23 protein-coding genes are annotated in these 25,653 nt (G+C 59.3%); 14 read left to right on the forward strand and 9 right to left on the reverse strand.

What is annotated here, in order from left to right:
- Positions 1-81 precede the first annotated feature (81 nt).
- Positions 82-975 carry a carbohydrate ABC transporter permease gene (locus tag FJU08_RS11075; protein ID WP_141149169.1) on the forward strand — a complete coding sequence of 298 codons (894 nt, stop codon included), beginning with the start codon at positions 82-84 and terminating at the stop codon, positions 973-975.
- On the forward strand, positions 972-1,790 hold the full coding sequence (locus FJU08_RS11080) for a carbohydrate ABC transporter permease (protein ID WP_141149080.1): 819 nt from the start codon (positions 972-974) through the stop codon (positions 1,788-1,790). Before FJU08_RS11075 ends, FJU08_RS11080 begins: the two co-directional genes overlap by 4 nt.
- 32 nt (positions 1,791-1,822) lie before the next feature.
- On the opposite strand, the gene FJU08_RS11085 is transcribed toward FJU08_RS11080, so the two are convergent.
- Both FJU08_RS11085 and FJU08_RS11090 read right to left on the reverse strand, forming a co-directional pair.
- Complete coding sequence (locus tag FJU08_RS11085) at positions 1,823-2,992, reverse strand: ABC transporter ATP-binding protein (RefSeq protein ID WP_141149081.1); 1,170 nt, start codon at positions 2,990-2,992, stop codon at positions 1,823-1,825.
- A gap of 51 nt (positions 2,993-3,043) precedes the next feature.
- Positions 3,044-3,823: an SDR family NAD(P)-dependent oxidoreductase gene (locus tag FJU08_RS11090; RefSeq protein WP_141149082.1), complete on the reverse strand. Its 780-nt coding sequence runs from the start codon at positions 3,821-3,823 to the stop codon at positions 3,044-3,046.
- A 199-nt stretch (positions 3,824-4,022) separates the two neighbouring features.
- Here FJU08_RS11090 and FJU08_RS11095 point away from each other — a divergent pair, with 199 nt between their 5' ends.
- Genes FJU08_RS11095 through FJU08_RS11105 form a run of 3 tightly spaced genes read left to right on the forward strand, consistent with a single transcriptional unit; the run spans position 4,023 to position 7,234 of the window.
- Positions 4,023-4,880, forward strand: coding sequence for a DeoR/GlpR family DNA-binding transcription regulator (locus FJU08_RS11095; RefSeq protein WP_141149083.1), 858 nt, complete (start codon positions 4,023-4,025; stop codon positions 4,878-4,880).
- A 41-nt stretch (positions 4,881-4,921) separates the two neighbouring features.
- Positions 4,922-5,722 (forward strand): BtpA family protein, encoded by an 801-nt coding sequence (locus FJU08_RS11100; RefSeq protein ID WP_141149084.1) that lies wholly within the window; start codon positions 4,922-4,924, stop codon positions 5,720-5,722.
- 24 nt (positions 5,723-5,746) lie between these two features.
- Positions 5,747-7,234: an FGGY-family carbohydrate kinase gene (locus FJU08_RS11105; RefSeq protein ID WP_141149085.1), complete on the forward strand. Its 1,488-nt coding sequence runs from the start codon at positions 5,747-5,749 to the stop codon at positions 7,232-7,234.
- Positions 7,235-7,538: 304 nt separating this feature from the next.
- Here the strand turns inward: FJU08_RS11105 and FJU08_RS11110 are convergent, their stop codons facing one another.
- From FJU08_RS11110 to FJU08_RS11130, 5 genes are all read right to left on the reverse strand, one after another.
- Positions 7,539-8,141, reverse strand: coding sequence for a superoxide dismutase (locus FJU08_RS11110; protein ID WP_141149086.1), 603 nt, complete (start codon positions 8,139-8,141; stop codon positions 7,539-7,541).
- A 147-nt stretch (positions 8,142-8,288) separates the two neighbouring features.
- Positions 8,289-9,497, reverse strand: coding sequence for a multidrug effflux MFS transporter (locus tag FJU08_RS11115; protein WP_141149087.1), 1,209 nt, complete (start codon positions 9,495-9,497; stop codon positions 8,289-8,291).
- 340 nt (positions 9,498-9,837) lie between these two features.
- Positions 9,838-10,842 carry a GlxA family transcriptional regulator gene (locus tag FJU08_RS11120; RefSeq protein WP_141149088.1) on the reverse strand — a complete coding sequence of 335 codons (1,005 nt, stop codon included), beginning with the start codon at positions 10,840-10,842 and terminating at the stop codon, positions 9,838-9,840.
- A 1-nt stretch (position 10,843) separates the two neighbouring features.
- On the reverse strand, positions 10,844-11,419 hold the full coding sequence (locus tag FJU08_RS11125; RefSeq protein WP_181409815.1) for an isochorismatase family protein: 576 nt from the start codon (positions 11,417-11,419) through the stop codon (positions 10,844-10,846).
- Between the two features lie 130 nt (positions 11,420-11,549).
- Positions 11,550-13,418, reverse strand: a complete 1,869-nt coding sequence (locus FJU08_RS11130; protein WP_141149090.1) for an acid phosphatase — start codon at positions 13,416-13,418, stop codon at positions 11,550-11,552.
- Between the two features lie 232 nt (positions 13,419-13,650).
- Here FJU08_RS11130 and FJU08_RS11135 point away from each other — a divergent pair, with 232 nt between their 5' ends.
- The 5 genes from FJU08_RS11135 to FJU08_RS11155 all read left to right on the forward strand — a co-directional run bounded on the left by FJU08_RS11135 (position 13,651) and on the right by FJU08_RS11155 (position 18,851).
- Positions 13,651-14,790, forward strand: coding sequence for an ATP phosphoribosyltransferase regulatory subunit (locus FJU08_RS11135; RefSeq protein ID WP_141149091.1), 1,140 nt, complete (start codon positions 13,651-13,653; stop codon positions 14,788-14,790).
- Entirely contained in the window at positions 14,787-15,482 is a 696-nt protein-coding gene (gene hisG, locus FJU08_RS11140; RefSeq protein ID WP_141149092.1) for an ATP phosphoribosyltransferase, read from the forward strand. Before FJU08_RS11135 ends, hisG begins: the two co-directional genes overlap by 4 nt.
- A gap of 150 nt (positions 15,483-15,632) precedes the next feature.
- Positions 15,633-16,340, forward strand: coding sequence for a glutathione S-transferase C-terminal domain-containing protein (locus FJU08_RS11145; protein ID WP_141149093.1), 708 nt, complete (start codon positions 15,633-15,635; stop codon positions 16,338-16,340).
- Between the two features lie 121 nt (positions 16,341-16,461).
- A complete protein-coding gene (locus tag FJU08_RS11150; protein WP_141149094.1) occupies positions 16,462-16,896 on the forward strand; it encodes a MarR family winged helix-turn-helix transcriptional regulator in 435 nt (144 codons plus the stop codon).
- Positions 16,893-18,851, forward strand: coding sequence for an FUSC family protein (locus tag FJU08_RS11155; RefSeq protein WP_141149095.1), 1,959 nt, complete (start codon positions 16,893-16,895; stop codon positions 18,849-18,851). The genes FJU08_RS11150 and FJU08_RS11155 overlap by 4 nt, the downstream gene beginning before the upstream one ends.
- A 272-nt stretch (positions 18,852-19,123) precedes the next feature.
- Here FJU08_RS11155 and groL read toward each other — a convergent pair whose 3' ends face one another.
- Together groL and groES are read right to left on the reverse strand one after the other, a co-directional pair.
- On the reverse strand, positions 19,124-20,767 hold the full coding sequence (gene groL / locus FJU08_RS11160; RefSeq protein ID WP_141149096.1) for a chaperonin GroEL: 1,644 nt from the start codon (positions 20,765-20,767) through the stop codon (positions 19,124-19,126).
- Between the two features lie 77 nt (positions 20,768-20,844).
- Positions 20,845-21,141 (reverse strand): co-chaperone GroES, encoded by a 297-nt coding sequence (gene groES, locus FJU08_RS11165; RefSeq protein ID WP_141149097.1) that lies wholly within the window; start codon positions 21,139-21,141, stop codon positions 20,845-20,847.
- 247 nt (positions 21,142-21,388) lie between these two features.
- On the opposite strand from groES, the gene chrA reads away from it, so the two are divergent.
- The 4 genes from chrA (at position 21,389) to FJU08_RS11185 (ending at position 25,505) form a co-directional block, all read left to right on the forward strand.
- A complete protein-coding gene (gene chrA / locus FJU08_RS11170) occupies positions 21,389-22,696 on the forward strand; it encodes a chromate efflux transporter (RefSeq protein ID WP_235890660.1) in 1,308 nt (435 codons plus the stop codon).
- Positions 22,697-22,757: 61 nt separating this feature from the next.
- Positions 22,758-23,609 (forward strand): TIGR01459 family HAD-type hydrolase, encoded by an 852-nt coding sequence (locus FJU08_RS11175; RefSeq protein ID WP_141149098.1) that lies wholly within the window; start codon positions 22,758-22,760, stop codon positions 23,607-23,609.
- A 59-nt stretch (positions 23,610-23,668) separates the two neighbouring features.
- Positions 23,669-24,649, forward strand: a complete 981-nt coding sequence (locus FJU08_RS11180) for a bifunctional riboflavin kinase/FAD synthetase (protein WP_141149099.1) — start codon at positions 23,669-23,671, stop codon at positions 24,647-24,649.
- 175 nt (positions 24,650-24,824) lie between these two features.
- Complete coding sequence (locus tag FJU08_RS11185) at positions 24,825-25,505, forward strand: hypothetical protein (protein WP_141149100.1); 681 nt, start codon at positions 24,825-24,827, stop codon at positions 25,503-25,505.
- Positions 25,506-25,653 lie beyond the last annotated feature (148 nt).

The raw sequence follows: 25,653 nt of genomic DNA on the forward strand, positions 1-25,653 counted from the left end.
TCCCGAATGTGAACTGACCGGAAATATCCCGTGAGCGCAGCTGTCTATGAAACCGCCGAGACACTGATCGTGCCGAAAGGCATGTCCTTTGCCAGCCGAAGGCGGCTTTTCCTTCTCGCCATGGCTCTGCCGGTCATCGTCTATGTGCTGGTCGTTGGTGTCTGGCCGCTGGCGCAGGGCATCTTCTATTCGCTTTATGATTATAATCTCATCCGCCCGAAGCGAACCAAATTTGTCGGGCTGGAAAATTACGTTGAAATCCTGACCGACCGAACATCGCGGCAGGCGCTGATCAATACGGCGCTGTTTACGCTCGGCTCGGTGTTTTTCGAACTGGTGCTTGGCTTCATTCTGGCGCTGGCGCTGTGGAAGGATGATCGCTTCAACCGCATCGTGCTGGCGTTGATCCTCGTTCCGGTGACGATCACGCCGCTGGTGGTCGGACTGATCTTCAAGGGGCTTTTAGCCTCCGATTACGGCATGATCGGTTATTATCTGGCAAAATGGGGGCTGACGGATCCGCGCGGACTGTTTGCCGATACCCATGCGGCACTCGCAACCTTGATCTTCGTCGATGTCTGGGAGTGGACGCCGCTGGTCACGCTGATCCTGCTGGCCGGTCTGAAAGCGCTGCCCGGTGATATCCTCGAAGCGGCCTCCGTTGATGGCGCGACGGGTCTGCAGAAACTGCGCATCATCGTGCTGCCGCTGATGCTGCCGGCAGTGCTGCTGGCGCTGATCCTGAGGACGGTTGATGCTTTCCGTGTGTTCGACAGCGTTTATGTCACCACTGGCGGCGGGCCGGGCAATGCGACCAATACGCTGATGCTGCATGCGGTGAAGCAGGGGCTGGAATTCTTCAATATCGGCTATGCCTCGGCGATTGCCAATCTCACCCTTCTCATCATCGCCGTGATTGCCACCGTCTTTTCCGTGACAATCCGCTATGCCGACCGGAGGGCCAACGGACGATGAACCGCACCGCCTATCTCGATCTTGCCCGCCGGGCCTTTCTGGTTGCCATGCTTGCCTTCTTTCTGCTGCCCTTCCTGTGGCTGGCGACGACGGCCTACAAGCCTTCCGGCGACATTTTCTCCATTCCGCCGCGCTTCACCTTCTCGCCGACGCTGGATCAGTTCCGCACCGTCTTCCGGCTGTTCGATGTCTGGAACCTGCTGAAATCGAGTGTCATCATTGCCGCTGGTTCGGTGATCCTGTCGCTGCTGCTCGGCGTTCCGGCCGGCTATGCGCTGGCGCGCTCCAAAAGCCGTTTCGCCATGGCGACGGCCTATTTCCTCATGGCGATCCGGATGATCCCGTCGGTAGCGGCACTGATCCCGTTTTACATGATGATGCGCGATGTCGGGCTGCTGGGCACCTGGATGGCGGTCATCCTGATCAACTCCATGCTCAATGCCGCCTTTGTCACCTGGATGATGTTTTCTTATTTCCGCGGTCTGCCGAAGGAGCTGGAGGAGGCGGCGCTCACCGATGGCTGCCGCCAGATCGGTGCTTTCTTCAAGGTCGCGCTGCCTGCTGTCAGGGCCGGCATCATTGCCTGCGTGCTGTTCTGTCTGATGTTTTCCTGGAATGATTTTCTTTATCCGATGTTCCTGACCAAGCTCGACACCAAGCCGCTCTCCGTGGCGCTGCTGTCGGCCTATGGCACAAAGGATATCACCTGGGGAACGCTTGGAGCGCTCGCCCACTTCTCCACCATCCCGATCGTCATCGTGGTGCTGTTTCTCAACCGCTATTTCGTGCAGGGGCTCACCAAGGGCATTCACTGAAGCGCGGGTCATTTTTGGGCGACCGCGCGGTGTCAGTCCCGGATCGCGTCTTCCGTTGTGGCATCGAAGACATGGATGCGGCTCGCCTCGACGGAAAGATTGATGATCTCCCCGGCCTTTACCTTGATCTGACCATCCAGCACGACGCGCAGGCGCGGGGCGGAGATGGCACCGTCTTCGGCATCATCGTCGGAGATGGCTTTCAGATTGTCGTCGGCAGTGCCGATATCGATATGGACCAGCAGCGTGGCGCCCAGATCCTCGACGAAGACGACCTCGCCGGTGATGGTGTTGACCGAGACATCCGGGTGATCGACAGGTGTGAAGATCTCCGGGCGGAGCCCGAGCACAACCTTGCGGTCAAGCCCGCGTGCGAGACCGGGGCGGGCGTCGACATCGGCGACATCGAAGACGAAATCGAAGGGGCCGACCTTGGCGATCACATCGTGACCGGCCTCGATCAGCTCGGCGCTCATGAAATTCATCGATGGCGCGCCGATGAAGCCCGCGACGAAGAGATTGGCGGGTGTGTCATAAAGTGCGCGCGGGGTGTCAAGCTGCTGCAATACGCCATGGCGCATCACCGCCACGCGGTCGCCCATGGTCATCGCCTCGACCTGGTCATGGGTCACGTAGACGGTGGTGATGCCGGTCATCTTCTGCAGCCGGGCGATCTCGGTGCGCATCTGACCGCGCAACCGCGCATCAAGATTGGAGAGCGGTTCATCCATCAGGAAGGCCTTGGGATTGCGCACCAGTGCGCGGCCCATGGCAACACGCTGTCGCTGGCCGCCGGAAAGCTGGCCGGGCTTGCGGTTCAGATGTTCCGAAAGCTCCAGCAGTTCGGCCGTTTGGCGGACTTTATCCGCAAGTGCCTTCTTTTCGGCGCCGCGTACGCGCAGGCCAAAACCGATATTCTCCTCGACGCTTAAATGCGGATAGAGCGCATAGGACTGGAACACCATGGCGATGTCGCGGTCGCGGGGGCTGAGATTATTGGCGACCACGCCGTCGATGATCAGTTCGCCATCGGTAATGTCCTCAAGACCGGCAATCATACGCAGCGCCGTGGATTTGCCGCAGCCCGACGGACCGACAAGCACGAGGAATTCCCCGTCCTCGATGTTGAGATTAAGGTTGTCGATGGCGGCAAAACCATCCGGATAACGCTTGCCGATCTTGTTGAAGCGAATGGCTGCCATGGTCTGGTTCCCGTATGGTCTAAATTAAGTCGTCAGGCGGCTGTTGCCGTGTCAGGTCATGTAGACGCCGCCGGTGACGTTGACGCCCTGTCCGGTCATGAAGGCTGCCGAGTCCGAGGCAAGGAATATGGCGACCTTTGCGACATCTTCCGGCGTTTCGATCCGCCCGAGCGGCGTCTGCGAAATATAGTCGGCAATCACCGCATCAGGCGTCATGCCGCGCAGCTTTGCCTCCCACTGGACCTCTCGATCCTGCATCGAGGTCTTGACGAAGCCGGGGCAGACTGCGTTGACGCGGATGCCGTCACCGGCAAGCTCGCGGGCCAGCGCCTGGGTCCAGCCGAGCACAGCGAATTTGCTGGCCGAATAATGCGCCAGAAGCGGTGCGCCGACCTTGGCGGCAAGCGATGCGGTGTTGACGATCACGCCGGAGCCTTTCGCCTTGAAACGGCGGGCGGCGATCTGGTTGGTGAGGAAAATGCCGCGCGTGTTGACGTCGAAGTTGAAATCCCATTCCTCGTCGGTCAGCTCCAGTGCCGGGTTCATGGTCGAAACACCGGCATTGGCGAAGAGAATGTCGAGCCCGCCGAGCTTTTCTTCGGCTTCAGCAAAGGCCTTTTCCACCGAGGCGCGCTTGCGCACATCAATTTCCACCGCAAAGCCGTCAACTGCGGCGGCGGCCTTTTCGGCGGCTTCCAGATTGAGGTCGCAAATGGCAACGGTGACGCCCTGCCGGGCAATCGCTTCAACCAGTGCCCGGCCAATACCGGTCGCGCCTCCGGTGACGATCGCCTTTTTGCCCTTCAGTTCGGGAAAGGTCGGATGGTTCATTCTGTTGTTCCCCAATTTGTTTTGTTCGATCATATATCAACAAAAACATACACAACAAGAGAAAATAATGTTTGATTTTGTTCGATCGCGCGTTTAAGCAGAAAGAGCAAGGTGGCTGCCTCATCATCGCATGAGGCTTTTGAAATCGCGCATTTACGGTGTGGGCCGGGCATGCGCTCCAGGTTAGGCGAGGGAACGCATGGCGTCCGGACCGATAAGCGCACAAACGAACACGGAAAAGACCAAGGTTTTGGCGCATGTTCGTCATGCGCGTATTCTTGAAGTGCTTGCGCAGGTCGGCGCGCTGTCTGTTTCCGATGTGGCTTTGCAGCTCGGCGTTTCCGAGATGACCATCCGGCGCGATCTTGCCGAGCTTGAGAAAGAGGGCAAGCTTGCCCGCACCCATGGCGGCGCTGTTCGCTCTGACAATGCCGGCGAACCGGCTATTGCGCCGCAGCCTTTTCTCGGCGAGCCGGCTTTCCAGATGCGTACCGCCAAGAATGCGCTGGCCAAGCAGGCGATCGCCGCCGAGGCGGCGCGTCTTGCAAGCGCCCATCGCACAATTGCCCTTGATGTCGGCTCCACCGCGCTGACGCTGGCGCGCATGCTGACGGATCGCCAGCACGCCAAGATTTTCACCAGTTCGGTCCGCAATGCCTTCTTCCTCGGCGATGGCCTTGGCGAGGTCTATCTGCCCGGAGGGCGGATGCGTGGCGATGAAATGTCGATCACCGGGCCGGCTGCCGTCGCGGAATTTTCCGAACTCTGGTTTGATATCGCTTTTATCGGCATTTCCGGTCTTACCGCCGATGGCATCTATGACTATTCCTTCGACGATGCCGAGATGAAGCGCGTCTATCTCGCCCGCTCCACCCGCAAGGTTGTGCTGTGCGATGCCTCGAAATTCAACTGCATGTCGCTTGTTCATGTGTCGGAGCTTGCAAGTTTCGATACGCTGATCACAGATCTTCGCCCCTCAGGCGCGCTGTCACAAGCGCTCGACAAGGCCGGCATTGAGGTCATTGTCGCCAATGCGGGCAAGCGAGCAGCCTCGTGATGATCCAGCCCATTTCCCATGTTTCATGATGGAGTTTTTCAATGATTTTCGATTTCTTCGGCGAGAAGAAAAAAGCGGTGATCGCCATGGCCCATATCGGTGCGCTGCCCGGTTCGCCGCAATATGATGCCGATGGTGGCCTCGACAAGCTGATTGAGGGTGTCGCCAGTGACATTGAAAAGCTGCAGGCGGGTGGTGTCGATGCGATCATGTTCGGCAATGAAAACGACCGCCCCTATGTGCTAAAGGCCGCGCCCGAGGGCATTGCCGCCATGGCGGCTCTGGTGCAGGCGATCAAGCCGATGCTCACCGTGCCCTTCGGCGTCAATTATCTCTGGGACCCGTCGGCAAGCGTCGCTATTGCTGCTGCCACGGGCGCAAGCTTTGTGCGTGAAATTTTCACCGGCGTCTTCGCCTCCGATATGGGGGTATGGGCGCCGGATTGTGCGACACCAGCAAGGTTGCGCGCCAATCTTGGCGTCAAGGACCTGAAGCTGCTCTTCAACATCAATGCCGAATTTGCCTTTTCGCTTGATCAGCGCCCGATCGAACTTCGTGCTAAAAGTGCGGTTTTCTCCTCCATGGCCGATGCCATTCTCGTTTCCGGCCCGATTACCGGCCAGCCGGTTGATCAATCGGGTCTGCGCAAGGTCTGCGAGACGGTCAGCGACGTTCCGGTTTTCGCCAATACCGGTGTCAACAAGGACAATGTGAACGATATCCTCTCCATGGCCTCGGGCTGCATCATCGGCACGCATTTCAAGGTTGATGGCGATACCTGGAACCCTGTCGACGGCGAGCGCGTCAAGCGCTTCATGGATATCGTCGCCACCTTGCGTTAATCCTCATCCGGGCAGGAGCTGGCCATGGCCTATGTGATCGGTCTCGATATCGGCACCACCTCGACCATCGGCATTCTGATCGAGCTGCCGGCACGTGTTGTCGGCATCGTCTCCCGCCCGGTGACGCTGAAATCGCCGCATCACGGCTGGGCCGAGGAAGATCCTGCCGAATGGTGGGAAAATGTTCAGGCGATCTGCCACGAACTCATGGCTCTTGAGGCAACGGATCCGGCCGCGATTGGCGCCGTTGGCGTCACCGGCATGCTACCCGCCGTCGTGCTGCTGGATGAGGCCGGACGGGTTCTGCGCCCCTCCATCCAGCAAAGCGATGGCCGCTCGGGCCGTGAGGTGGCGGAGCTGCGTGCAGAGCGCGATGAGGCAGCCTTCATCGCCCATGCCGGCAATGGCATCAATCAGCAGCTTGTGACGGCCAAATTACGCTGGATCGAGCGCAACGAGCCGGATGTGTTTTCGAAAATTGCCACTGTTTTCGGATCCTATGACTATATCAACTGGTGCCTGACGGGCGAGAAGACGGTTGAACAGAACTGGGCGCTTGAGGCTGGTTTCGTCGATGTTGCTGCGGGTGTTCTCGATGACGATCTGATTTCATGGGCGCATGTCGCGCCGGCGGTCGTGCCGCGCAAGGTCGCCTCGCATGAGATCATCGGCAGGGTCACGGCACAGGCCGCCGAAAAGACCGGGCTTGCGCCAGGAACGCCGGTCGTTGGCGGTGCGGCCGATATGGTGGCGTCTGCCTTTGGCGCGGGTGTCAATCGGGCCGGAGACGTGCTTTTGAAATTCGGCGGCGCCGTGGACATTCTGACGGCAACCGATCTTGCGCAGCCCGATCCGCGCCTGTTTCTCGATTATCACCTGATCCCCGGCCTGTTCATGCCCAATGGCTGCATGTCGACGGGCGGTTCGGCGCTGAACTGGTTTATCGCCACCTTTGCCGGCAGGGAAGAGATGCTGGCCCAGGAAGAGGGGATTACTGTCTATCGCTATCTCGACCGCCTGGCAGAGAAAAAGCCGGCAGGTGCGGAGGGTGTGACGATCCTGCCTTATCTTCTCGGCGAGAAAACACCGATCCACGATGCGAATGCGCGCGGTGTGATTTCCGGCCTGACACTTTCCCACGATATTGGCCATCTCTGGCGGGCGCTGCTGGAATCCTATGCCTATGCGCTCAGGCATCATATCGACGTGCTGAATGATATGGGCCATCAGACCACGCGTTATCTGGTGTCCGATGGCGGCGCGCAGAGCCGGATCTGGATGCAGATTGTTGCCGATGTGCTGGGCGCGCCGGTGCAATGCCTCACGGGGCATCCCGGCTCCTGTCTTGGTGTTGCCTGGACGGCGGCCATGGGGGCAGGGCTTGCCGATGACTGGTCCGGCGTTACAGCCTTTGTCGGTACCGGCGATCTGATCGCACCCAATGCTGAAAATCGCGCGGTTTATGATCAAGGCTATGCAACCTACCGCGCGCTATACCGACCGTCAGCTTGAAGCAAAGCCGGTCCGGCAAGAGAAAAGCCCGGCCATTGGCCGGGCTCAGACTTTTGACAAAGCCATTCATATTGCATGTTTAAGGTGGAGCAGCCCCTCCCTCCGTCGTCATCCCCGTGCTTGTCACGGGGATCCAGATTCATCAGGCATTGAATAGACGAGTCCTTTCGCCGCGCGGACGCGCGTCGGCTGGATGCCTGTGGACCAAGCACAGGCATGACGTCAGAAAAACGGGGCGAGGTTTGTCAGCAGCCAAAAGCCCGGCCATTGGCCGGGCTTGATGCATTCGCTATGAAACGCGAAATTACTTGGTTGCAGCTTCGTAAAGCTCCAGCACGTAGTCCCAGTTGACCAGGCTGTCGATGAAGGCTTCCAGATATTTCGGGCGGGCATTGCGGTAGTCGATGTAGTAGGAGTGTTCCCATACGTCGACGCCGAGGATCGGCTTGGCGCCGTGGACGACCGGGTTTTCACCGTTCGGGGTCTTCATGATTTCGACCTTGCCGTCCTTGACAGCGAGCCAGGCCCAGCCGGAGCCGAACTGGCCAACGCCAGCAGCGATGAAATCAGCCTTGAATTTGTCATAACCACCGAGATCGGAGGCGATGGCGCTTTCCAGTGCGCCGGGCAGCTTGGTGCCGCCACCATCCTTCTTCATCCACTTCCAGAAATGCATGTGGTTGAAGTGCTGGCCAGCATTGTTGAACAGTGCCTGGTTGGTGCCATAGGCCTTGACCATGATTTCTTCGACCGAAAGGTCGGCAAGGCCGGCGTCGGCAGCAAGCTTGTTGCCGGCGGTCACATAGGCATTGTGATGCTTGTCGTGGTGGAATTCCAGCGTCTCTGCCGACATGAAGGGGGCAAGGGCGTCGTAGGCGTAGGGCAGTTCAGGAAGTTCAAAAGCCATGTTCAATACTCCTTTTGGCAGCCTAATTGGTGTGATTTGGCGCTTGCACCTTACATAGGAGCCACGGGCTGCGACGGCAACCTGAAAATCATCAAAAATGCGGCTGCCGGTCGAGGGATTGCTGTCTTTTCGACCGGCAGGAGGGGGTCAATGATGATGAGCTGTCGTTGTCGTTCCCGGCCTTGGGAAGCCGGTTACGGCAACCAGTGCGGATAGCAGGGCGAAGGCTGCCATGATTGCAAGCAGAGGCACGGCAGTGCCATTGTCAAACGCACTGACAAGGCCGCTGCCAAGAGCGCCGAGCCCAAAGCCGAGGGCGCCGATCAGGGCTGCCGCGACACCGGCAATCTGGCCGTGCGCTTCCATGGCGAGCATGTTGCAATTGGTCAGGATTGCTCCCATTGCCGTCATGGCAATGAAGAACAGAACCAGCATCATCCACAGATCCGCACCGATGGTAAGCTCGATGACCAGCAATGCCGCCAGTGCCAGGGCATAGAGACAGGCGGCGGTTTTCGCGATCCGGTGCGCACCGAAGCGGCCGATCAGCCGGGCGCCGCCCTGGGCACCGATGGCCATGCCAATCGCGTTCATGCCGAAGGCAAGTGAAAACATCTGCGGTGAAAGGCCCTTCAGGTCGATAAAGACGGCTGATGAGCCACCGATATAGGCAAAAAAGCCACCCTGAGCGAGCGCCAGCGTTCCGGCGAAGGGGATGAAGCTTCGGCTTTTCATAAGGCCGAAATAATAGATGATTGCATGGCTCGGATGCGAACTCAGCCGCAACTGCTCCATGCGCGTTTCCGGCACGAAAAGGCGGATATAGGCAAAACTGGCCAGGCCAAAGATCGCGAAAAAGGCGAACATCGCCCGCCAGCTGGCAACAAGCAGAATGAGACTGCCGATCATCGGCGCGATGATTGGCGCCAGACCGGTGATCATCATGATGATGGCAAGAAGCTTGGCTGCTGTTTCCCCGGTGTAGAGATCGCGCACCATCGCCGTTGCCGTCACCATTCCGACGGAACCGCCAAGGCCCTGGATGAAACGCCATACCAGCATGCTCGTGATCGATTGTGCCGTCATCGTGCCGAGTGAGCCGACGATGAAAAGGGCCAGAGCGAAATAAACCACCGGCTTGCGGCCGATGCGGTCCGAGATCGGGCCGTAAAACAACTGGCCGACGGTGAAGCCGATAAAGAAAGTCATGACCGATGAGGAAACCATTCCGGCATCGGTTGTAAGGTCGCGGGCAATGAGAGGAAGGGCGGGCAGGTACATGTCGGTTGCCAGCGGGGCCAGCGCCGTAATCGCGGCGAGCCCGACCGCCATGGTCAGCGTGTTGATCTGTTTCATGAAAGGGTCTTTTGATGAACTAAAGGACCAGTCATCCGCAAGAAAGACCAAATTGGTGACACAGAACTTGCAGGCTGGCGGGTTCAGTGACAGGTTAAACGTGAACAAATGAAGAAAGTCAAGTTTAGCACCAGCGGTTTTTCCGCAGCCTTTCCTCTGCTCTTCCACCTGTTATCCACAGGATATCGACAGGATTTTCCACTGGTGTGATTTTCGCTCTCAGTGAACCGGATCGGCGCTCAGTTCAATTGCTTTTGCCGCATCTGCTTGGTGATCCCCGTTTCGCTCCGGTCTCGGCAAGCGCTTGAGCATCGGGCGGTTGATCGGTATCGCCGCTACTCTAGTTTTGCTGTCTTCCGGGCTGACGTGCGTGGCGTGGCGGCGCATCATGGAATTGCTGCCAGACCCGGCGAAAATGGCGGGTCGAGGAAAAGCCGGCCCGCTCGGCGATCTGCTCGATTGCGAGATTGGAGCCCGTCACGAATTCGCGGGCCAGAGCGATGCGCATGCGATTGACATAGTCGGTTACGCCCATGCCGACATGGGCGTTGAAGAGCCGCGAGAGATTTCGCTGGCTTGTCCCAGCCATTGCCGAAATATGCGCCACCGACCAATCGGCGGCCGGGTCGGCGGCGATGGCATCCTGCACCCGGTGGATGACCGGGTGAATATGGTTGCGCCCTTCAAGGAACGGAGAGATCTGCGGATCCGAGCCGCTGCGACGCAGATAGACGACGAGATAGCGGGCCACTTCCAATGCTGTGCGATGCCCGGCCTCGCGGGCCAAGATTGCCAGCATGAGATCGACGCCAGCGGTGATGCCAGCGCTGGAAAAGCGTTCGCCGTCTTCCACATAAATGCGGTTTTCGAGCACGCGGGCGGTGGGCGCTTCCCGGGCGAGTGCTTCAATCGTTGCGTGATGTGTGGTGCAGCTATAGCCTTCCAGCAGGCCTGCCCGCGCGGCAAGTGTCGCCCCCGAGCAGATTGAAACGAGGCGGATGCCCGGCCGGATTGCCCGTGCCAGCCAGTCAATGATTGCCCGTTCTTCAGCATCGTCGCGGCCTGCGTCATGCTGCGGGCCGAAAAGCGGCTCATCGGCTGAGCCGGGAATGACCACCATGGCACCATCGGGAAGCACCGCAGGCAGGGGTGAAATGCCCGCAAGTGTCAGCCCGATGGAGGTGCCGGTTTCCACTGAAGGGCCGATATAGCGAACATCAAAGGCGACATCTTTCTGCACCAGATTGGCTTTCCGCAGAACTTCGATCGGGCCTGCTATATCGAGCAGCAACACGCGCGGCTGCACCAGAACAAAAACCGGGATATGCCGCGCCATGTCACGCATCTCAGGCCGCCTTTCTCTCTGCAAATTCTGCCAGAATGCTGTCCACCGTCATGATCCGGGCAAAGCGGCCGGCGAGTACCAGTTCCGTGCGGGCGCGAATCTCGTCCGCACTCCACAGCTTGTCTGCCGCATCGCGCATTGGAAAGCTGTGGGTCGCTTCGGCAACAAAATCCACCAGAAAGCCAAGGTCTGAGGCATGGCGCGTGGTGGTTTCGCAGCATTGTTCGGTGCGAATGCCGGAGATAATGAGCCGGCGAATACCGTTCTGGATCAGGTAGGTTTCCAGCCCCGTGCCGATCAGGGCGCTGTGGCGGCGCTTGCGGAAGATGGCATCTGGCGCGATGGAGAGGGGCGCGAGCGTTTCGACAAAGCCGGATGCCGGGTCGAAGGGACCGCCATCTTCCTCATGGAAAATCTGGATCACCGGGATGCCTTCATGGGTCGCACCGTCGATCAGCTTTTGCTGACGCTCGAGGTAACAGGAGAGCCCTGTTTCGGTGAAATAGGGGCGGTGGCGAAAGGATTCCTGCACGTCGATGACGAGAAGGGCGGTGTCTGCGGACATATCTTGCTCCATGTCTGTATGAACATGAAGGCATTCTAGTTGCTTGCAGGCAATGAAAAAATCAGGCCAGGCGCCCAATAGAGGACATTTTACGCCAAAATGCCGCCACCCGGAGAGGGTGGCGGTGCTACTCTTGCCGCGCTCAGTTGAGCTTCGGTGTAACGGTGATCGTGCCGTCAGCATAAGCGGCATCAAGCGGCTTGCCATCGGTATCGGTGATGCTGTCGAACTGCCCCTTGATCACACCGGCCTTGAAAACCTCGGCCGGAAATTCTGTTGCTGCAACGACCAGCGTGCCGCCGTTGATTTCGGCTTCACCCGGCAGGACAAGCCCCTGCGGGCCAAGCGTCAGCGTGCCACCGGTGACCAGAAGATCGCCAGTCCCGAGCGATGTCGCACGTTCGGCAACCAGTGTTCCCGCGTTCAGCGTGGTGCCGCCTTCATAGCTGTTGTCTCCGGCAAGGGTGAGCTTGCCCGAGCCGTTCTTGGTCAGCATGCCGAGGCCGGAAATGGGGTGGACCCAGCGGTCCTCGGCGTTGAAGTCCCCCTTGCTGCCATCCATGTCTACGGTGACATCGCCCGGGAAAGAGCCATAGCCACCGGCAGCGGCCACGAGATCGATCCGGCCCCAGCCATTGGACTTGTCGAGGACCGGATAGCCGCCACCAAGGCCGGTGGTATAAAGCACGACCCGGCGCTGAGCAGGTGTCAGATAGGGTTGGCGGGTTTCCAGCAGCACCTCAGCGCCTTTCGGCACGATCATGTCGGCTCCGGCCTGAGCTTCATCGCGCGGCAGGCCGTAGGTCATGCGCTGGCGGTAGAGCGCTGCGTTGGCTGCTGCATTGGCCCAGCGATCACCGGCGCTGGGCTGATGGGCGGCGGTCATCAGCGTTTCGCCGGGGGCAAGATTTTCCGCCATGACGCTTTGCATATTGTCGTAGGCGGCCGTCTTCAGCGCGGCAAGGCGTGGATCATTCAGATAGGCCGCGGCAACCGCCGTTGCCATGATCCGCCCGCCAATCACGTCGAGCGGTGAATGCATGCCGGCGCGAATGCGGTTTTCACCGAGTTCCGAAGCGCGGGTCAACAATTCTTCATAGCGCTCGGGAAAGGCATAGGCATAGGTGATGGCGGAGAGATAGCCGGCATTGGTATGTCCGGATGGAAAGCCGCCATCCTTGTTGCGGCCGCGGGTTTCGCGGGCATAGAGCAGCGCCGGAACAACGGCGGTGTGGCTGTCATAGGTCTCGAAATTCTTGTCGGCGATCGCTTCTGATCCGGTTTCGATGACAGCGCCATTGTCGGCCATACGCCAGGGGCGCGGTGAGGCGTAGAAATATTTCGACGGCGAGGTCGTGCCTTCCGGCCCGCGCATGGCCGCCATGAAGGCGACGAAATCGGATAGTTCAGACCCTTCTGCGCCGGCATTATTGCCCTCATCCTCTTCCTTGACCGTGATGACGGTGTCAGGGTCGAAATCGGCGAGCGTGTGTGAAATCGTCGACGTGGCGCCGGAGGCGGCGCGGTAGGCGTCGGCCATCGGACCGAAGCCGTCAATCACCGAATAGCCGTGATTTTCACGGTCGTCGAGATAGGCTTCCAGCGCCTGCTGCTTGGTGCGGGCGGGGCCGGTTACATCCAGAACATAGGCCATATTGGCGGCCCAGACGGCGGGGTTGACGATTTTGACATGGCTGTAGTCCTTTGCACCGTCGCCATTAGCACCGCCCTGGCGCCAGGCATCGTCATCAAGGTTCCATATATCATCGAAGCCCGACAGGATCATGATGACCGGGTTCTGGCTGCGGTCATATTTGTTGATTTCTTCGCCAGCTGCATTCTTGCCTGTTTGTGCGATGTAATTGTCAACCACCGGCAGGGGATAGGCGACTTCGGGTTCTGCAACCGTGAAAGAGCCAGCCGGCTGCGGCTGGGCGAGCGCAGTGCCAGCGAGGAGAAGGGCCGAGGTGGTGATGAGAGCCGAGGTTAAGCGGCGGTTGACGGGCATCATGGTGCTGTCCTTTCGCGAAAGACCGGCCGGGAGAAGGGGAGAGAGGCGTCGACGGTCGGTTTTGCGTTAGCCTGTTTCGGTGACAGTGGCGTAACAGGCGCTGGGGAAAGGTGCAGGTCACCTGCGGCTGTTCAAGAAAAACGCGCTCCGACAGGGCTTTGCGTTGACTTTTGCGCCAGGAAATGGTGTTCCGATGCGGCCTTCGAAAATCCTAGATGCAAGCGGGACCGGAATGCTTTCCACCTCGATGCCGGAATTTGCCGGCGAGATCCTGAATGAATTTACCACACGCGGCGCGACGCTCACCGATACGCCGGTGATCCAGCCAGCTGCGCCTTTTCTCGACATGACCGGAGAGGCCCTGCGCCGCCGCATCTTCATGACCGAGAGCGAAACCGGTGAAAGCCTCTGCCTTCGCCCCGAATTCACCATTCCCGTATGCCTGCATCATATCGGCGAAAATGCCGGAACACCAAGACGCTATGGCTATTGCGGCATGGTGTTCCGCCAGGCGCGTGATGATGGCGCTGCAGAGTTTTTCCAGGCCGGGATAGAGGATCTGGGCGAGGATGATTTTGCGTCAGCCGATGCGCGGGCGCTTGCCGATGCGCTAGCCGTGGTGCGCCGGGTTCTCCTGGATGCGCCGATTGTCACCACACTTGGCGATCAGGCGGTGTTCGAGGCGGTGGTTGGAGCGCTGGGCCTGCCCGGCGGATGGCAGAAACGGCTGATCCAGGCTTTTGGCAATCGCCGCCAGCTGGAAGGGCTGATGGAAACGCTGGCCAGCCCTCAGCCCGTTTCGGGGCTTGACCGGCGGGTCGCAGCATTTCTCGCCGATGGCGATGAGGCGGGACTGATCGCTTATCTCGACCAGACCATGCAGGATACTGGCTATTCCACCAATGCCAGCCGTTCACCGGCGGAAATCGCCCGGCGGCTGAAGGAAAAGCTGGCGCTTTCCGTCACCAGCCTCGATGCGGAGGCGCTTGAGGCGCTGAACAGCTTTCTGGCGCTTGAACTGCCGCTCGGTGCGGCCTCTGATGCGCTGGAGGCTTTTGCTGCAAAATTCGATCTCGATCTCGGTCCGGCTGTTGCCACCTTCGAGCGCCGGGTTGCGGCGCTCAAGGCGGCCGGTGTTGATGTTGAGGCGATCTGCTATCGGGCAGCCTTCGGTCGCCCGCTCGACTATTATACCGGCCTGGTTTTCGAGATTTCCGAACGTGATGGCCGCAAGGCGATGCTGGCTGGCGGCGGCCGCTATGACCGGCTGCTGACGCTTCTGGGCGCGACGGAACGCATCCCTGCCGTCGGCTTTTCGCTCTGGCTCGACCGGATCGCCCGCACGCGCGACAAGACTGGAGAACCGGTATGACCATTACCATCGCTCTGCCGTCCAAGGGGCGGATCAAGGAAGCCTCGCAGGCGGCGCTGGAACAGGCCGGTTTCGAGATCGAGGCAATCGGCAATGACCGCTCCTATCGCGGCCGGGTCAAGGGGCGTGATGATATCGAGATCGCCTTCCTGTCCGCATCTGAGATTTCGCGCGAGGTTGGCCGTGGTGTCGTCGATTTTGGCGTCACCGGTGAGGATCTCCTGCGGGAGGGGCTGCCGAATGTCGATGACCGGGTCGAGTTCGTCGCCCGTCTCGGTTTCGGTCAGGCCGATGTGGTGGTCGCGGTGCCGGAGATCTGGCTCGATGTTGACAGCATGGCCGATCTCAATGATGTGGCTGCCGAATTCCGCAGCCGTCACGGCCGCAGGCTTTCCATCGCTACCAAGTTCTGGCGGTTGACGCAGCAGTTTTTCACCGCCAAGCACGGTATCCAGCTCTACCGGATTGTCGAAAGCCTCGGGGCGACTGAAGGCGCGCCCATGGCTGGCCAGGCCGATATCATTGTCGATATCACCTCGACCGGTTCGACGCTCAAGGCCAATCACCTGAAAATCCTGAAGGATGGCGTTATCCTGAAATCGGAAGCCTGTTTTGTGCGTGCACGCAAAGCCGAGCACGCGGCCGATCCGGTCATTGCCGAGATTCGCGATGCGCTGATGGCAGCTGGCTGATCATCCGTCCAGCGATATTCGGTCAAAACGCGATTACATTTTGTTGCAAAATAGTGAGGTCTTTCTCAGACGCGCGGGGTTGCAAATCTGTGACAAGGGCAACATTTGTTGTGTTCTGTTATGATTCCGTCTACCTGATAAGGAGCGCAGATGTCGCGCATCTCCGATTTTCCGATCACCCGGCGGTGGCAGCCGAAGAACCCGGATGTTCTCCAGCTCTATTCGCTTCCAACGCCGAATGGCATCAAGATCTCCGCAGCTCTTGAAGAAACTGGCCTGCCTTATGAAGCGCATCTGGTGTCCTTTGCGACCAATGACCAGATGACGCCGGAATTTCTGTCTTTGAACCCCAACAACAAGATCCCGGCGATTCTCGATCCCGATGGTCCCGATGGCACGCCGATCGGGCTTTTTGAATCGGGCGCGATCTTGCTCTATCTGGCTGAGAAGTCCGGCATGTTGATGCCGGAGGATCCGGTTGGCCGCTATGAGACGATCCAGTGGGTGATGTTCCAGATGGGCGGCGTCGGGCCGATGTTCGGTCAGTTCGGCCATTTCTACAAATATGCCGCCGACAAGGTTGCCAACAATCCCTATCCGACAGAGCGCTATTCCAACGAGACGCGGCGGCTGTTGGGCGTGCTCGAGCAACGCCTGGCGGGCCGCCGTTTCATCATGGGTGAGACTTATACGATCGCAGACATCGCCATTTTCCCCTGGGTGCGCGGGCTGACAACGGCCTATGATGCCGCTGAACATCTGGGACTTGCCGCGTTCACCAATGTCAATCTGTGGCTTGCCCGCTGCCTTGAGCGTCCGGCCAGCCAGAAGGCGCTGAATATCCCGCCGCGCGACTGAGGCAAGGGCAGGCTGTAATATTGCAATCTGACGGGCCGGATTTTCCGGCCCGTTTTTTTGCATTTGATAGGTGTTAAAAAATAGATTGAATTCAAATTATTTGTATGGCATTTATATCGTCATGAACCCGCTTTCTCCCCGTTTTCGTTTCGGTCTCCGCTTTGTCATGTTGTCGCGCCAATGGCGTCACACGCTCAATCTGCGACTGGCGGAAATCGGTTTTTCCGATGCGGCCTGGGCACCGCTTGTCCATCTTGAGGCGTTCGGTGATGGCATCAGTCAGAAGGAGCTTGCCGAAAGGCTTGGTCTTGACGGTTCGTCCCTTGTGCGCACGCTTGATATCCTTGGCCGTGACGGTCAGATCGAGCGGCTGCCGGACCCGGTCGACAGGCGCGCCCGCCGCATCATGCTGACCGAGAAAGGCAAGCGTTCCGTTGTGGAGATCCGGAAGGTTCTCGTGGCGGCGGAGACGGAAATGCTGGCGGATTTCGACGATGATGAGATCGAGGCGTTGCTTGACGCCTTTGACAAAATAGATGGACGCCTGAAAAAATGACTTCTTCAACCGGTGAGACGACCGGTCACCCGCTGCGGTTTTTCATCCGTGCCGGGTTTGATCCCGAGCGTTTTTCCTTTGCCGCGAGAACCGCAATTGCTGCCGTGCTTGCGCTGTTTTCCGCTTTCGCCCTGGGGCTTGATCATCCGCAATGGGCGGCAATGACGGTCTTTGCCGCCTCGCAGCCGACGCGCGGGCAATTGGTCGAAAAAAGCTTGTTCCGCCTGGTGGGGACAGTGGTCGGCGCCTTTGCCGGCGTCTGCCTTGTCGCCTTTTCCGGCGGTAATCCCATGCTGCTTGTTCCGGGCCTGGCGCTTTGGATCGGGCTGTCGACCCTCAGTGCCAATGTCCTGCGCGGCTTCGTTTCCTATGGCGCGATCCTGGCCGGCTATTCGGCTTCAATGGTGGCGCTGCTCGATTTCGCCCATCCCGATGATGTCATGCATCTGGGGCTCGATCGGGTCGCGACCATTGCCACGGGGATTGTCGCTGCCCTTGTCGTTGGTCTCATCATGATCAAACGGCAGGGGGAGAACCCGCTGCACGGCCGGATCCGCCTTCTGCTTTCACGCGTGTTGCAGGATATGGCCTTTCGTCTTGCACGCGAGGTGCCGCCAAAGACCGGGGAACTGCCGGTTCTTTTGTCTGAGCTTTCTGCCATCGAGGATGCGCTTGGCCCGAATGGGGCAGGTTCGCTGCGCTCGCACCGCTTTGCGCGTGCTGCCCGCGGGCTGCTGATTGCCGAGGTCGAGGCGCTTTTGTGGTTGCGCAGCGGTCCCTCACGCAGCTGGCCGCCGGCTGTCTCCGAAATTCTCGGGCGCGCGTCCGCCGCATTGCAGCGTAGTGATGGCGAGGCCGAGGCGCGCCGTATTCTTGCTGAGGCGACCGCTATCTGTGGTGCTGATAGCGCGCTCGGCCACGTGCTTGGCGGGCTTGATGAAGCGCTTGGCGGCTATCTCGGTCAAGATGCCGGTTCGCCGGGTGACATAAGCTCCCAGCGCCAGGTCATTCTTCATCGCGATTTTCGCGGAGCCGCACGGGCAGGATTGCGCTCGCTCTTTGCCATGCTGCTTGTCGGAAGCTTCTGGGTTGCCACCGGCTGGCAGAGCGGCCCCTTCATGTTGCTCGGCGTGTCGATCATGCTGACGATGTTCTCGACCTTCGAGAACCCGGCGCGGATGATGCCGATCGTCTTTTCCGGTCAATGCCTTGGCGTTGTGGGTGCCTTGGCGTGCCGTTTCCTGGTCTGGCCGCATGCCACCAGTACATTCGACATGGTGGCGATGATGGTGCCCTTTATTCTGCTGGGTGCGCCGATATCTTCCAACCGCCGCTCAATGCCTTTTGGTTTCGACTATTCCATGGTGAGTCTCTTGCTGTTGAAGCCGTCATTGCCGCTGACGGGCGATTTTCGCTCATGGCTGCTGACCGGCCTTGCCGTTGTTCTGGCGCCAGCCTTTGCCTTCATCGTCTATCGCCTGGTCTTTCCGGTCAACAATGCGCGCCGCCGTGATCTGCTTATCGCCGCGATGATCCGCGAATTGCGGCTGATCGCGGCCAGTGACAATGCGCTCGAGAAACGTCAGGCCTGGCGTGCGCGCTTCTATCACCGCCTGCTAAGGCTGTTGCGTTACACCGATGCCAGTTCCGCCGCCGTCAAGGCATCGGTGGATATGGGGCTTGCGATCCTTGGCCTCGGCAATCTGGTGTTTCGCATGCATGAATGGGCTTCGGATGTGGATGGTTCGGTACGGCTCAGACGCGCTGCGCGTCTGGGGCTGGCGCGGGTCGCGCGCATTGAAGCCGAGCCGCAAAGGACTGCTGAAGCGCTTCAGCGCCTGTCCCGGCTTTTGGAGCCTTCTGTGCCGGAGGTGTCTCGAACCATGGCGCTGGCTGCAGGCGACATCATCGCCTGGCTGGGGCTGAAGGCAGATGGAAGCCGGTCAAACCGGTAAGAAAATCTGGCGGGACAGCCAGAGCGCCGGGCGAAAGCGTAGTTGCCGGTGTTTCGATGCCCCGGCGCTTCAACAAAGACCGGGGAGCCTCGGACGATGCAGACTATTCGCCCGAGGCTTTAAAGCGCGTCAAAGGGCTTTAGCCGGGGCGCTGGCCCTGTTCGGCGATGCGCCATTGCAGCGGCAAAACCGACCATAGAAAAAGGGCGATCCCGAAGGATCGCCCTTTTCCGAATATCTGACGAATGGTCAGATGAAACCGGACTGGCCGATTACATCATGCCCATGCCGCCCATGCCGCCCATGCCGCCCATGTCAGGCATAGCCGGTGCGTCCTTCTTCGGCAGCTCGGCGATCATGGCTTCCGTCGTGATCAGCAGCGAGGAGACCGAAGCAGCGTTCTGCAGCGCGGTGCGGACAACCTTGACCGGGTCAACGATACCCATGGCGATCATGTCACCATATTCGCTGGTCTGGGCGTTGTAGCCGAAGTTGTCGTCGTTCTTTTCGAGGATCTTGCCAACAACGATCGAAGCTTCGTCACCGGCGTTGGTCGAGATCTGGCGAACCAGAGCCTGCAGCGCACGGCGAACGATGTTGACGCCAGCGTCCTGATCGTCGTTCTCACCCTTGACGGTGATCTTCGTGGAGGAGCGGAGCAGGGCAACGCCACCACCGGGAACGATGCCTTCCTGAACAGCAGCGCGGGTCGCGTTCAGAGCGTCGTCGATGCGGTCCTTCTTTTCCTTCACTTCGACTTCCGTCGAGCCGCCAACGCGGATCACGGCAACACCGCCAGCGAGCTTGGCAAGGCGTTCCTGCAGCTTTTCGCGGTCGTAGTCAGAGGAGGTCTCTTCGATCTGAGCCTTGATCTGGGCAACGCGGGCTTCGATGTCAGCCTTGGAACCAGCGCCATCAACGATGGTGGTGTTTTCCTTGGTGATCGAAACCTTCTTGGCCGTGCCGAGCATGTCGAGGGTAACAGTCTCGAGCTTGATGCCGAGATCTTCGGAGATCACGGTACCACCGGTCAGGATGGCGATGTCTTCCAGCATGGCCTTGCGGCGATCGCCGAAGCCCGGAGCCTTGACGGCAGCAATCTTCAGACCACCGCGCAGCTTGTTGACAACCAGCGTTGCCAGCGCTTCGCCTTCAACATCTTCAGCGATGATGAGGAGCGGCTTGCCCGACTGAACGACGGCTTCGAGAACCGGCAGCATGGCCTGGAGGTTCGAGAGCTTCTTCTCGTGCAGCAGGATGAAAGCGTCGTCGAGCTCGGCGATCATCTTTTCCGGGTTGGTGACGAAGTAAGGCGACAGGTAACCGCGGTCGAACTGCATGCCTTCAACGACTTCGAGTTCGGTTTCGGCGGTCTTGGCTTCTTCAACCGTGATCACGCCTTCATTGCCGACCTTCTGCATGGCGCTGGCGATATCTTCGCCGACCTGCTTGTCGCCATTGGCGGAGATCGTGCCGACCTGGGCAACTTCAGCGGAGGTCGAGATCTTCTTGGCCTTGGCCTGAAGGTCCTTGACGACTTCAGCAACGGCCAGATCGATGCCGCGCTTCAGATCCATCGGGTTCATGCCGGCAGCAACGGCCTTGGCGCCTTCCTTGACGATGGCCTGAGCCAGAACCGTCGCGGTCGTGGTGCCGTCACCGGCAACATCGTTGGTCTTCGAAGCAACTTCGCGGACCATCTGGGCGCCCATGTTTTCGAACTTGTCTTCGAGTTCGATTTCCTTGGCAACCGAAACACCGTCCTTGGTGATGCGCGGAGCGCCGAAGGACTTTTCGATGACAACGTTACGACCCTTGGGGCCGAGCGTCACCTTGACGGCATCAGCGAGGATGTCGACGCCACGCAGCATCTTTTCGCGCGCAGGGCGGCCGAATTTGACTTCTTTAGCAGCCATTTGAAAACTCCTGGTTCTTCAAACCTTGAGAAGGGCGAGAGCCCGTTAGTTCACATAAAGGGGATGATAGCCCGAAATCAGGCGATAACGCCCATGATGTCGGCTTCCTTCATGATCAGAAGGTCTTCGCCGTCGAGCTTGACTTCGGTACCCGACCACTTGCCGAACAGAACGCGGTCGCCAACCTTGACGTCAAGCGCGACAACCTTGCCGGCTTCGTCACGAGCGCCGGTGCCGACAGCGACGATTTCGCCTTCCTGCGGCTTTTCCTTGGCGGTGTCGGGGATGATGATGCCACCCTTGGTCTTGGCTTCAGACTCAACACGGCGTACAACGACGCGATCATGCAGGGGGCGGAAAGAAATGCTTGCCATTTTGTCTATTCCCTCGATCAAATGACATCTGCGGCGCATTCGCAACCGCTCGAAACTTTGTTAGCACTCCCTCCATGAGAGTGCTAACGACCGCTGATTTAGGTGTGGTGTCACTTTGAGTCAAGAACAGGGGCAATAAATTTTACAACGCTCCTGTGTCTTTCAGGGCTCAGGCACCAGCCGTTTCACAATCCGGTTGCGCAATATGTTTAGGACGACCCTTATGTGTGCGCATTGAGGGTAAACTGTGGCAGTTCTGGCTGACGAAACGATCCCGTCCCTGCGAACCGCGACCATGGTCTGGCTGCGGATCGGGGTCTTGAGTTTTGGCGGCCCGGCCGGGCAGATCGCCATGATGCATAAAATGGTGGTTGAGGAGCGGCGCTGGATTGACGAGAAGCGGTTCCTGCATGCGCTGAATTACTGCATGTTGCTGCCGGGCCCCGAAGCGCAGCAACTGGCGACCTATCTCGGCTGGCTCCTTCACGGTATCAAGGGCGGGATGATTGCGGGGGTGCTGTTCATTCTTCCCGGTCTTGTCGCCATCACGGCGTTATCGTCGGCCTATGCGCTTTATCTTGATACGGCCTGGCTTGCGGCGATCTTTTTCGGCCTCAAGGCGGCTGTGCTGGCTATTGTGGTTCAGGCTCTGCTGCGCATTGCCAGCCGTATGCTGCGGGCCGATGCGGCGTTTGTTATTGCCGGCCTGGCATTCGTTTCGGTCTATGCCCTGCAGGTTCCGTTCCCTTTGATCATTATTGCCGCCGCCTTTGCCGGGGGGCTTTTCCTGAAGGGGGATCGCGGTGCCGAAGATAGCCCTGTGCCGCAGCGATCGCGCGGCTGGCTGGCGACCATGGCACCGCTTTTCTTCATCCTTGCCTGGCTGGCGCCGCTTGCGGCGATGATTGTTTTCGCTGCGCCTGAAACCATGCCTGCGGTTTTTGCCTTCTTTGCCCGGGTCGCGCTGGTGGCCTTTGGTGGCGCCTATGCCGTGCTCGCCTATGTGGCGCAGCAGGCGGTCACGCATTTCCATTGGCTGACACCAGCGCAGATGATGGATGGCCTTGCGCTGGCCGAGACAACGCCGGGGCCGCTGGTTCTGGTCCTGTGTTTTGTCGGCTTTTTCGCGCTCTATAATCATCCGCTTCTTGCCGCACCGGTTTTATCCGGTGTCCTCGGCGCGCTCCTGACAGCATGGGCGATCTTCATGCCGAGTTTTGTTTTCATCTTTGCCGGTGCGCCTTTCGTCGAGACCCTGCGGCGCAAAAAGTCACTCGCTGCCGCGCTTGCCGGGATCGGAGCTTCGATTGTCGGGGTGATGGCAAATCTTGCACTTTGGTTTGCGGTTCATGTCCTTTTCACCGAGGTTCGGGCGATTGCCCTGCCATGGAGCAGGGGAGTGGCCTTCAGCCTGCCGGTCTGGTCAAGCCTGGATCCGCTGGCCTTCGGCCTGAGTCTGGCCGCCATGATCGCCGTCATGCGTTTCAAGCTGTCGCTCATGCCGCTTTTGTTTGCTGCTGCCGTGGCGGGGCTTGCTTTGCTGCCTTTCTTATGACCTTTTGTGCGCCGTCCAGATGTCCTGCGACCCCTTACTTGCTGCTTTCAAGGAAAAATAAATGGCTGAACCGATTGAAGCCCTGAGCACCATCCATAGCCGCTATGATCTTGTTCTTTGTGATGTATGGGGTGTGTTGCACAACGGTGTGAAAGCCTATCCGGAAGCGCCGGCAGCTTTGGCCAGCGCCCGTAAGGCAGGCGTGAAAGTGGTGTTGCTGACCAATTCACCACGACTTTGCGATGCGGTTGCAACCCAGCTTCTGGCCTTCGGCATCACCGATGAAAGCTATGATGCGATTGTCACATCCGGTGATGTGACCAAAAAGCTGATCGTAGATGGCCCAAAAAAGCTCTTCTATCTCGGTCCCGAGCGTGACACGGCGCTGATTGCCGGAACGGGTGCTGAAATCGTCTCTGCCGAAGAGGCAGAGGGCATTTTATGCACCGGGCTTTTTGACGATGAGACCGAGACGCCGGAAGATTACCGCGATATGCTGACGGCGTTCCGCATGCGCGGCCTGCCGTTCATCTGCGCCAATCCGGATCTGATCGTCACCCGCGGAGACAGGCTGGTACCCTGCGCCGGTGCGCTGGCCGCGCTCTATGAAGCGCTTGGCGGCGAAACGCTGATTGCCGGAAAGCCGCATAAGCCCATCTATGATGCGGCTGTCGCCAAGGGCAGCGCCCTTGCGGGCAGGACAATCGCGCATGAGCGCATTGTGGCGATCGGTGATGGCATGCCGACCGATGTGCGCGGCGCCCGCAATTACGGGCTCGATCTGCTGTTCATCTGCGAAGGTATTCATGCCCATGACTATACGGTTGACGGTGTGGTCGATGAAAAGGCGCTCACCCGCTTCTTGACGGAACAGAAAGCAGGGCCGAAATTCTGGCTGCCGCTGCTTCGCTGAGCAGCAATCATGGGACACAGCATGGCCGGGGAAGGCTCCGGCCGGAGCGGAAGACTGGAATGACCGTATTTCATCGCAACGAGTTTCGCGAAGCCCTGCCCGAAGAGCTCAAGGGCGGGGTTGTGGCCATCGGTAATTTCGATGGCGTTCACCGGGGCCACCGGGTCGTGCTGGAGCGGGCGCTGGCGCTTGCCGGTGAGCGGGACTGTCCCGCACTGGTGCTGACATTTGAGCCGCATCCGCGATCTGTCTTCAATCCCAAGGCGCCGGTTTTCCGTCTGACACCGGCGCCGATGAAGGCACGTCTCCTGGAGTTGATGGGCTATCACGCTGTCATCGAATATCCGTTTGACCGGACTTTCTCGCAGCGTTCGCCGGAGGAATTCGTCACCACTGTCCTGCGGGACTGGCTGGGGGCAAGTGAAGTCGTAACGGGGTTCGACTTTCATTTTGGCCGCAACCGGGAGGGCGGACCGGCTTTTCTGATGGATGCCGGCAAGCGCCACGGTTTCGGTGTGACGCTGATGGATGCCTTCCGCGATGAGAATGCCGAGGTGGTGTCATCAAGCCGGATCCGCGATCTGTTGACGCGCGGCGATGTTGTGGCTGCTTCCGGCCTGCTCGGTTATCGCTATACCGTCATGGGAGAGGTGATCCATGGCGAAAAACTGGGGCGCACACTCGGCTTTCCCACCGCCAATATGGCTTTCGATCCCGATGCCAAACTCAGTCCGGGCATCTATGCCGTGCGTTATCGCCGTCCATGCGGCACGCTGCATGACGGCGTTGCAAGCTTTGGCCGCCGCCCGACGGTGGTTGAAGATGGGCGTCCGCTGCTGGAAACCTTCATCTTTGATTTCAAGGGTGATCTTTATGGTGAGGTCGGGCTGGTGTCGTTGTTCGGGCGGCTGCGCGACGAGTTGAAATTCGATGGCCTTGAGCCGTTGGTGGCGCAGATGCATCGTGACGCTGACCAGGCTCGGGCGCTGCTGTCTGCCGTGCGTCCTTTCTCCGAACTTGACGCGCAGATCGCGTTTTGAGCCGGCTGGGCGGCGCCACGGCAAAGCCCGTCCTTCCGCCATATCAGTTTTTTCTTTTCGTTTATAAGCGCCCCTTTCGTTATTTCTGAAACATATCGATGCCATGGCGGTGTGATGCTGTGGCGCAGAGTGTTTCATGGCTACCTCATTGGTGTGAGGCGGCGAGGATAGGGGAGTGCTGAACGTGCCCGATGCAATCGGCATATCTGCATATGGTTCTGTCGCGCCGGCGCGCAATATCCAGTCGTCGTCGGTGGCGTCTTCGCCGGCCCGCAGGGCAGGGGTTGCGCCCTCGCGCGCTGCGCCGTTTCTGCCTGGCAGGGATAGTCATTCCCTCAGTGAACTGCTGGCGCAGATCAAGGGGGTTCCGGTCCAGGAAAACGGCGCGCAGGGACGTAATGCCGCGACCCTGACGGATGTTTACGCCGAAAACGCTGCACGCGATGGCCGGCAATTCGACTTTGAGGGTGCTGCGAAGCGGAATGCAGCGCCTCAGGCGCAGGCCTATGCCGGTGTTCCGGGGCACACAATGGCGGATACTGATTCGACCAATGCATCCGGTGGCCAGGCGCACGATCCAGCAGGAGATGCCGGACCGGCGAATAATCGTGAGGCACTGCTGCAGAAGCAGGCCGAACTTAAGCAAACGCTGCAGCAGATCGACGAGACGGGTGAAAAATTCAAATCGGTTGCCGGAAAAGCGGCCGAGTTCTGGCGAGGGCAGTCTGAAAAACTCCGCCAGCACCGGAGCAGGCTCAGACAGGAGATGGATGAGCTTTCCAAAACCCGGCATCAGGATATGGCAAGGCATTACGAGGAACGTTTCAAAGGTTTGGCTGCGGCCTCGGCTGTTTGAACCGGTTTTCGCAAGGCTTGGCGTGATGTCGGCGATGACTGATGGCAAAAGCCTCTTTTCATCGCGCGCAAAAGACCGTAAAGAACCGCCCATGATGACTGGGTATCGGTTTCGCATGATCCGAATTATTGGCCCGGCTTTCCGTGCG

This window comes from Martelella alba (genome assembly GCF_006516955.1).
Classification (GTDB): Bacteria; Pseudomonadota; Alphaproteobacteria; order Rhizobiales; family Rhizobiaceae; genus Martelella; species Martelella alba.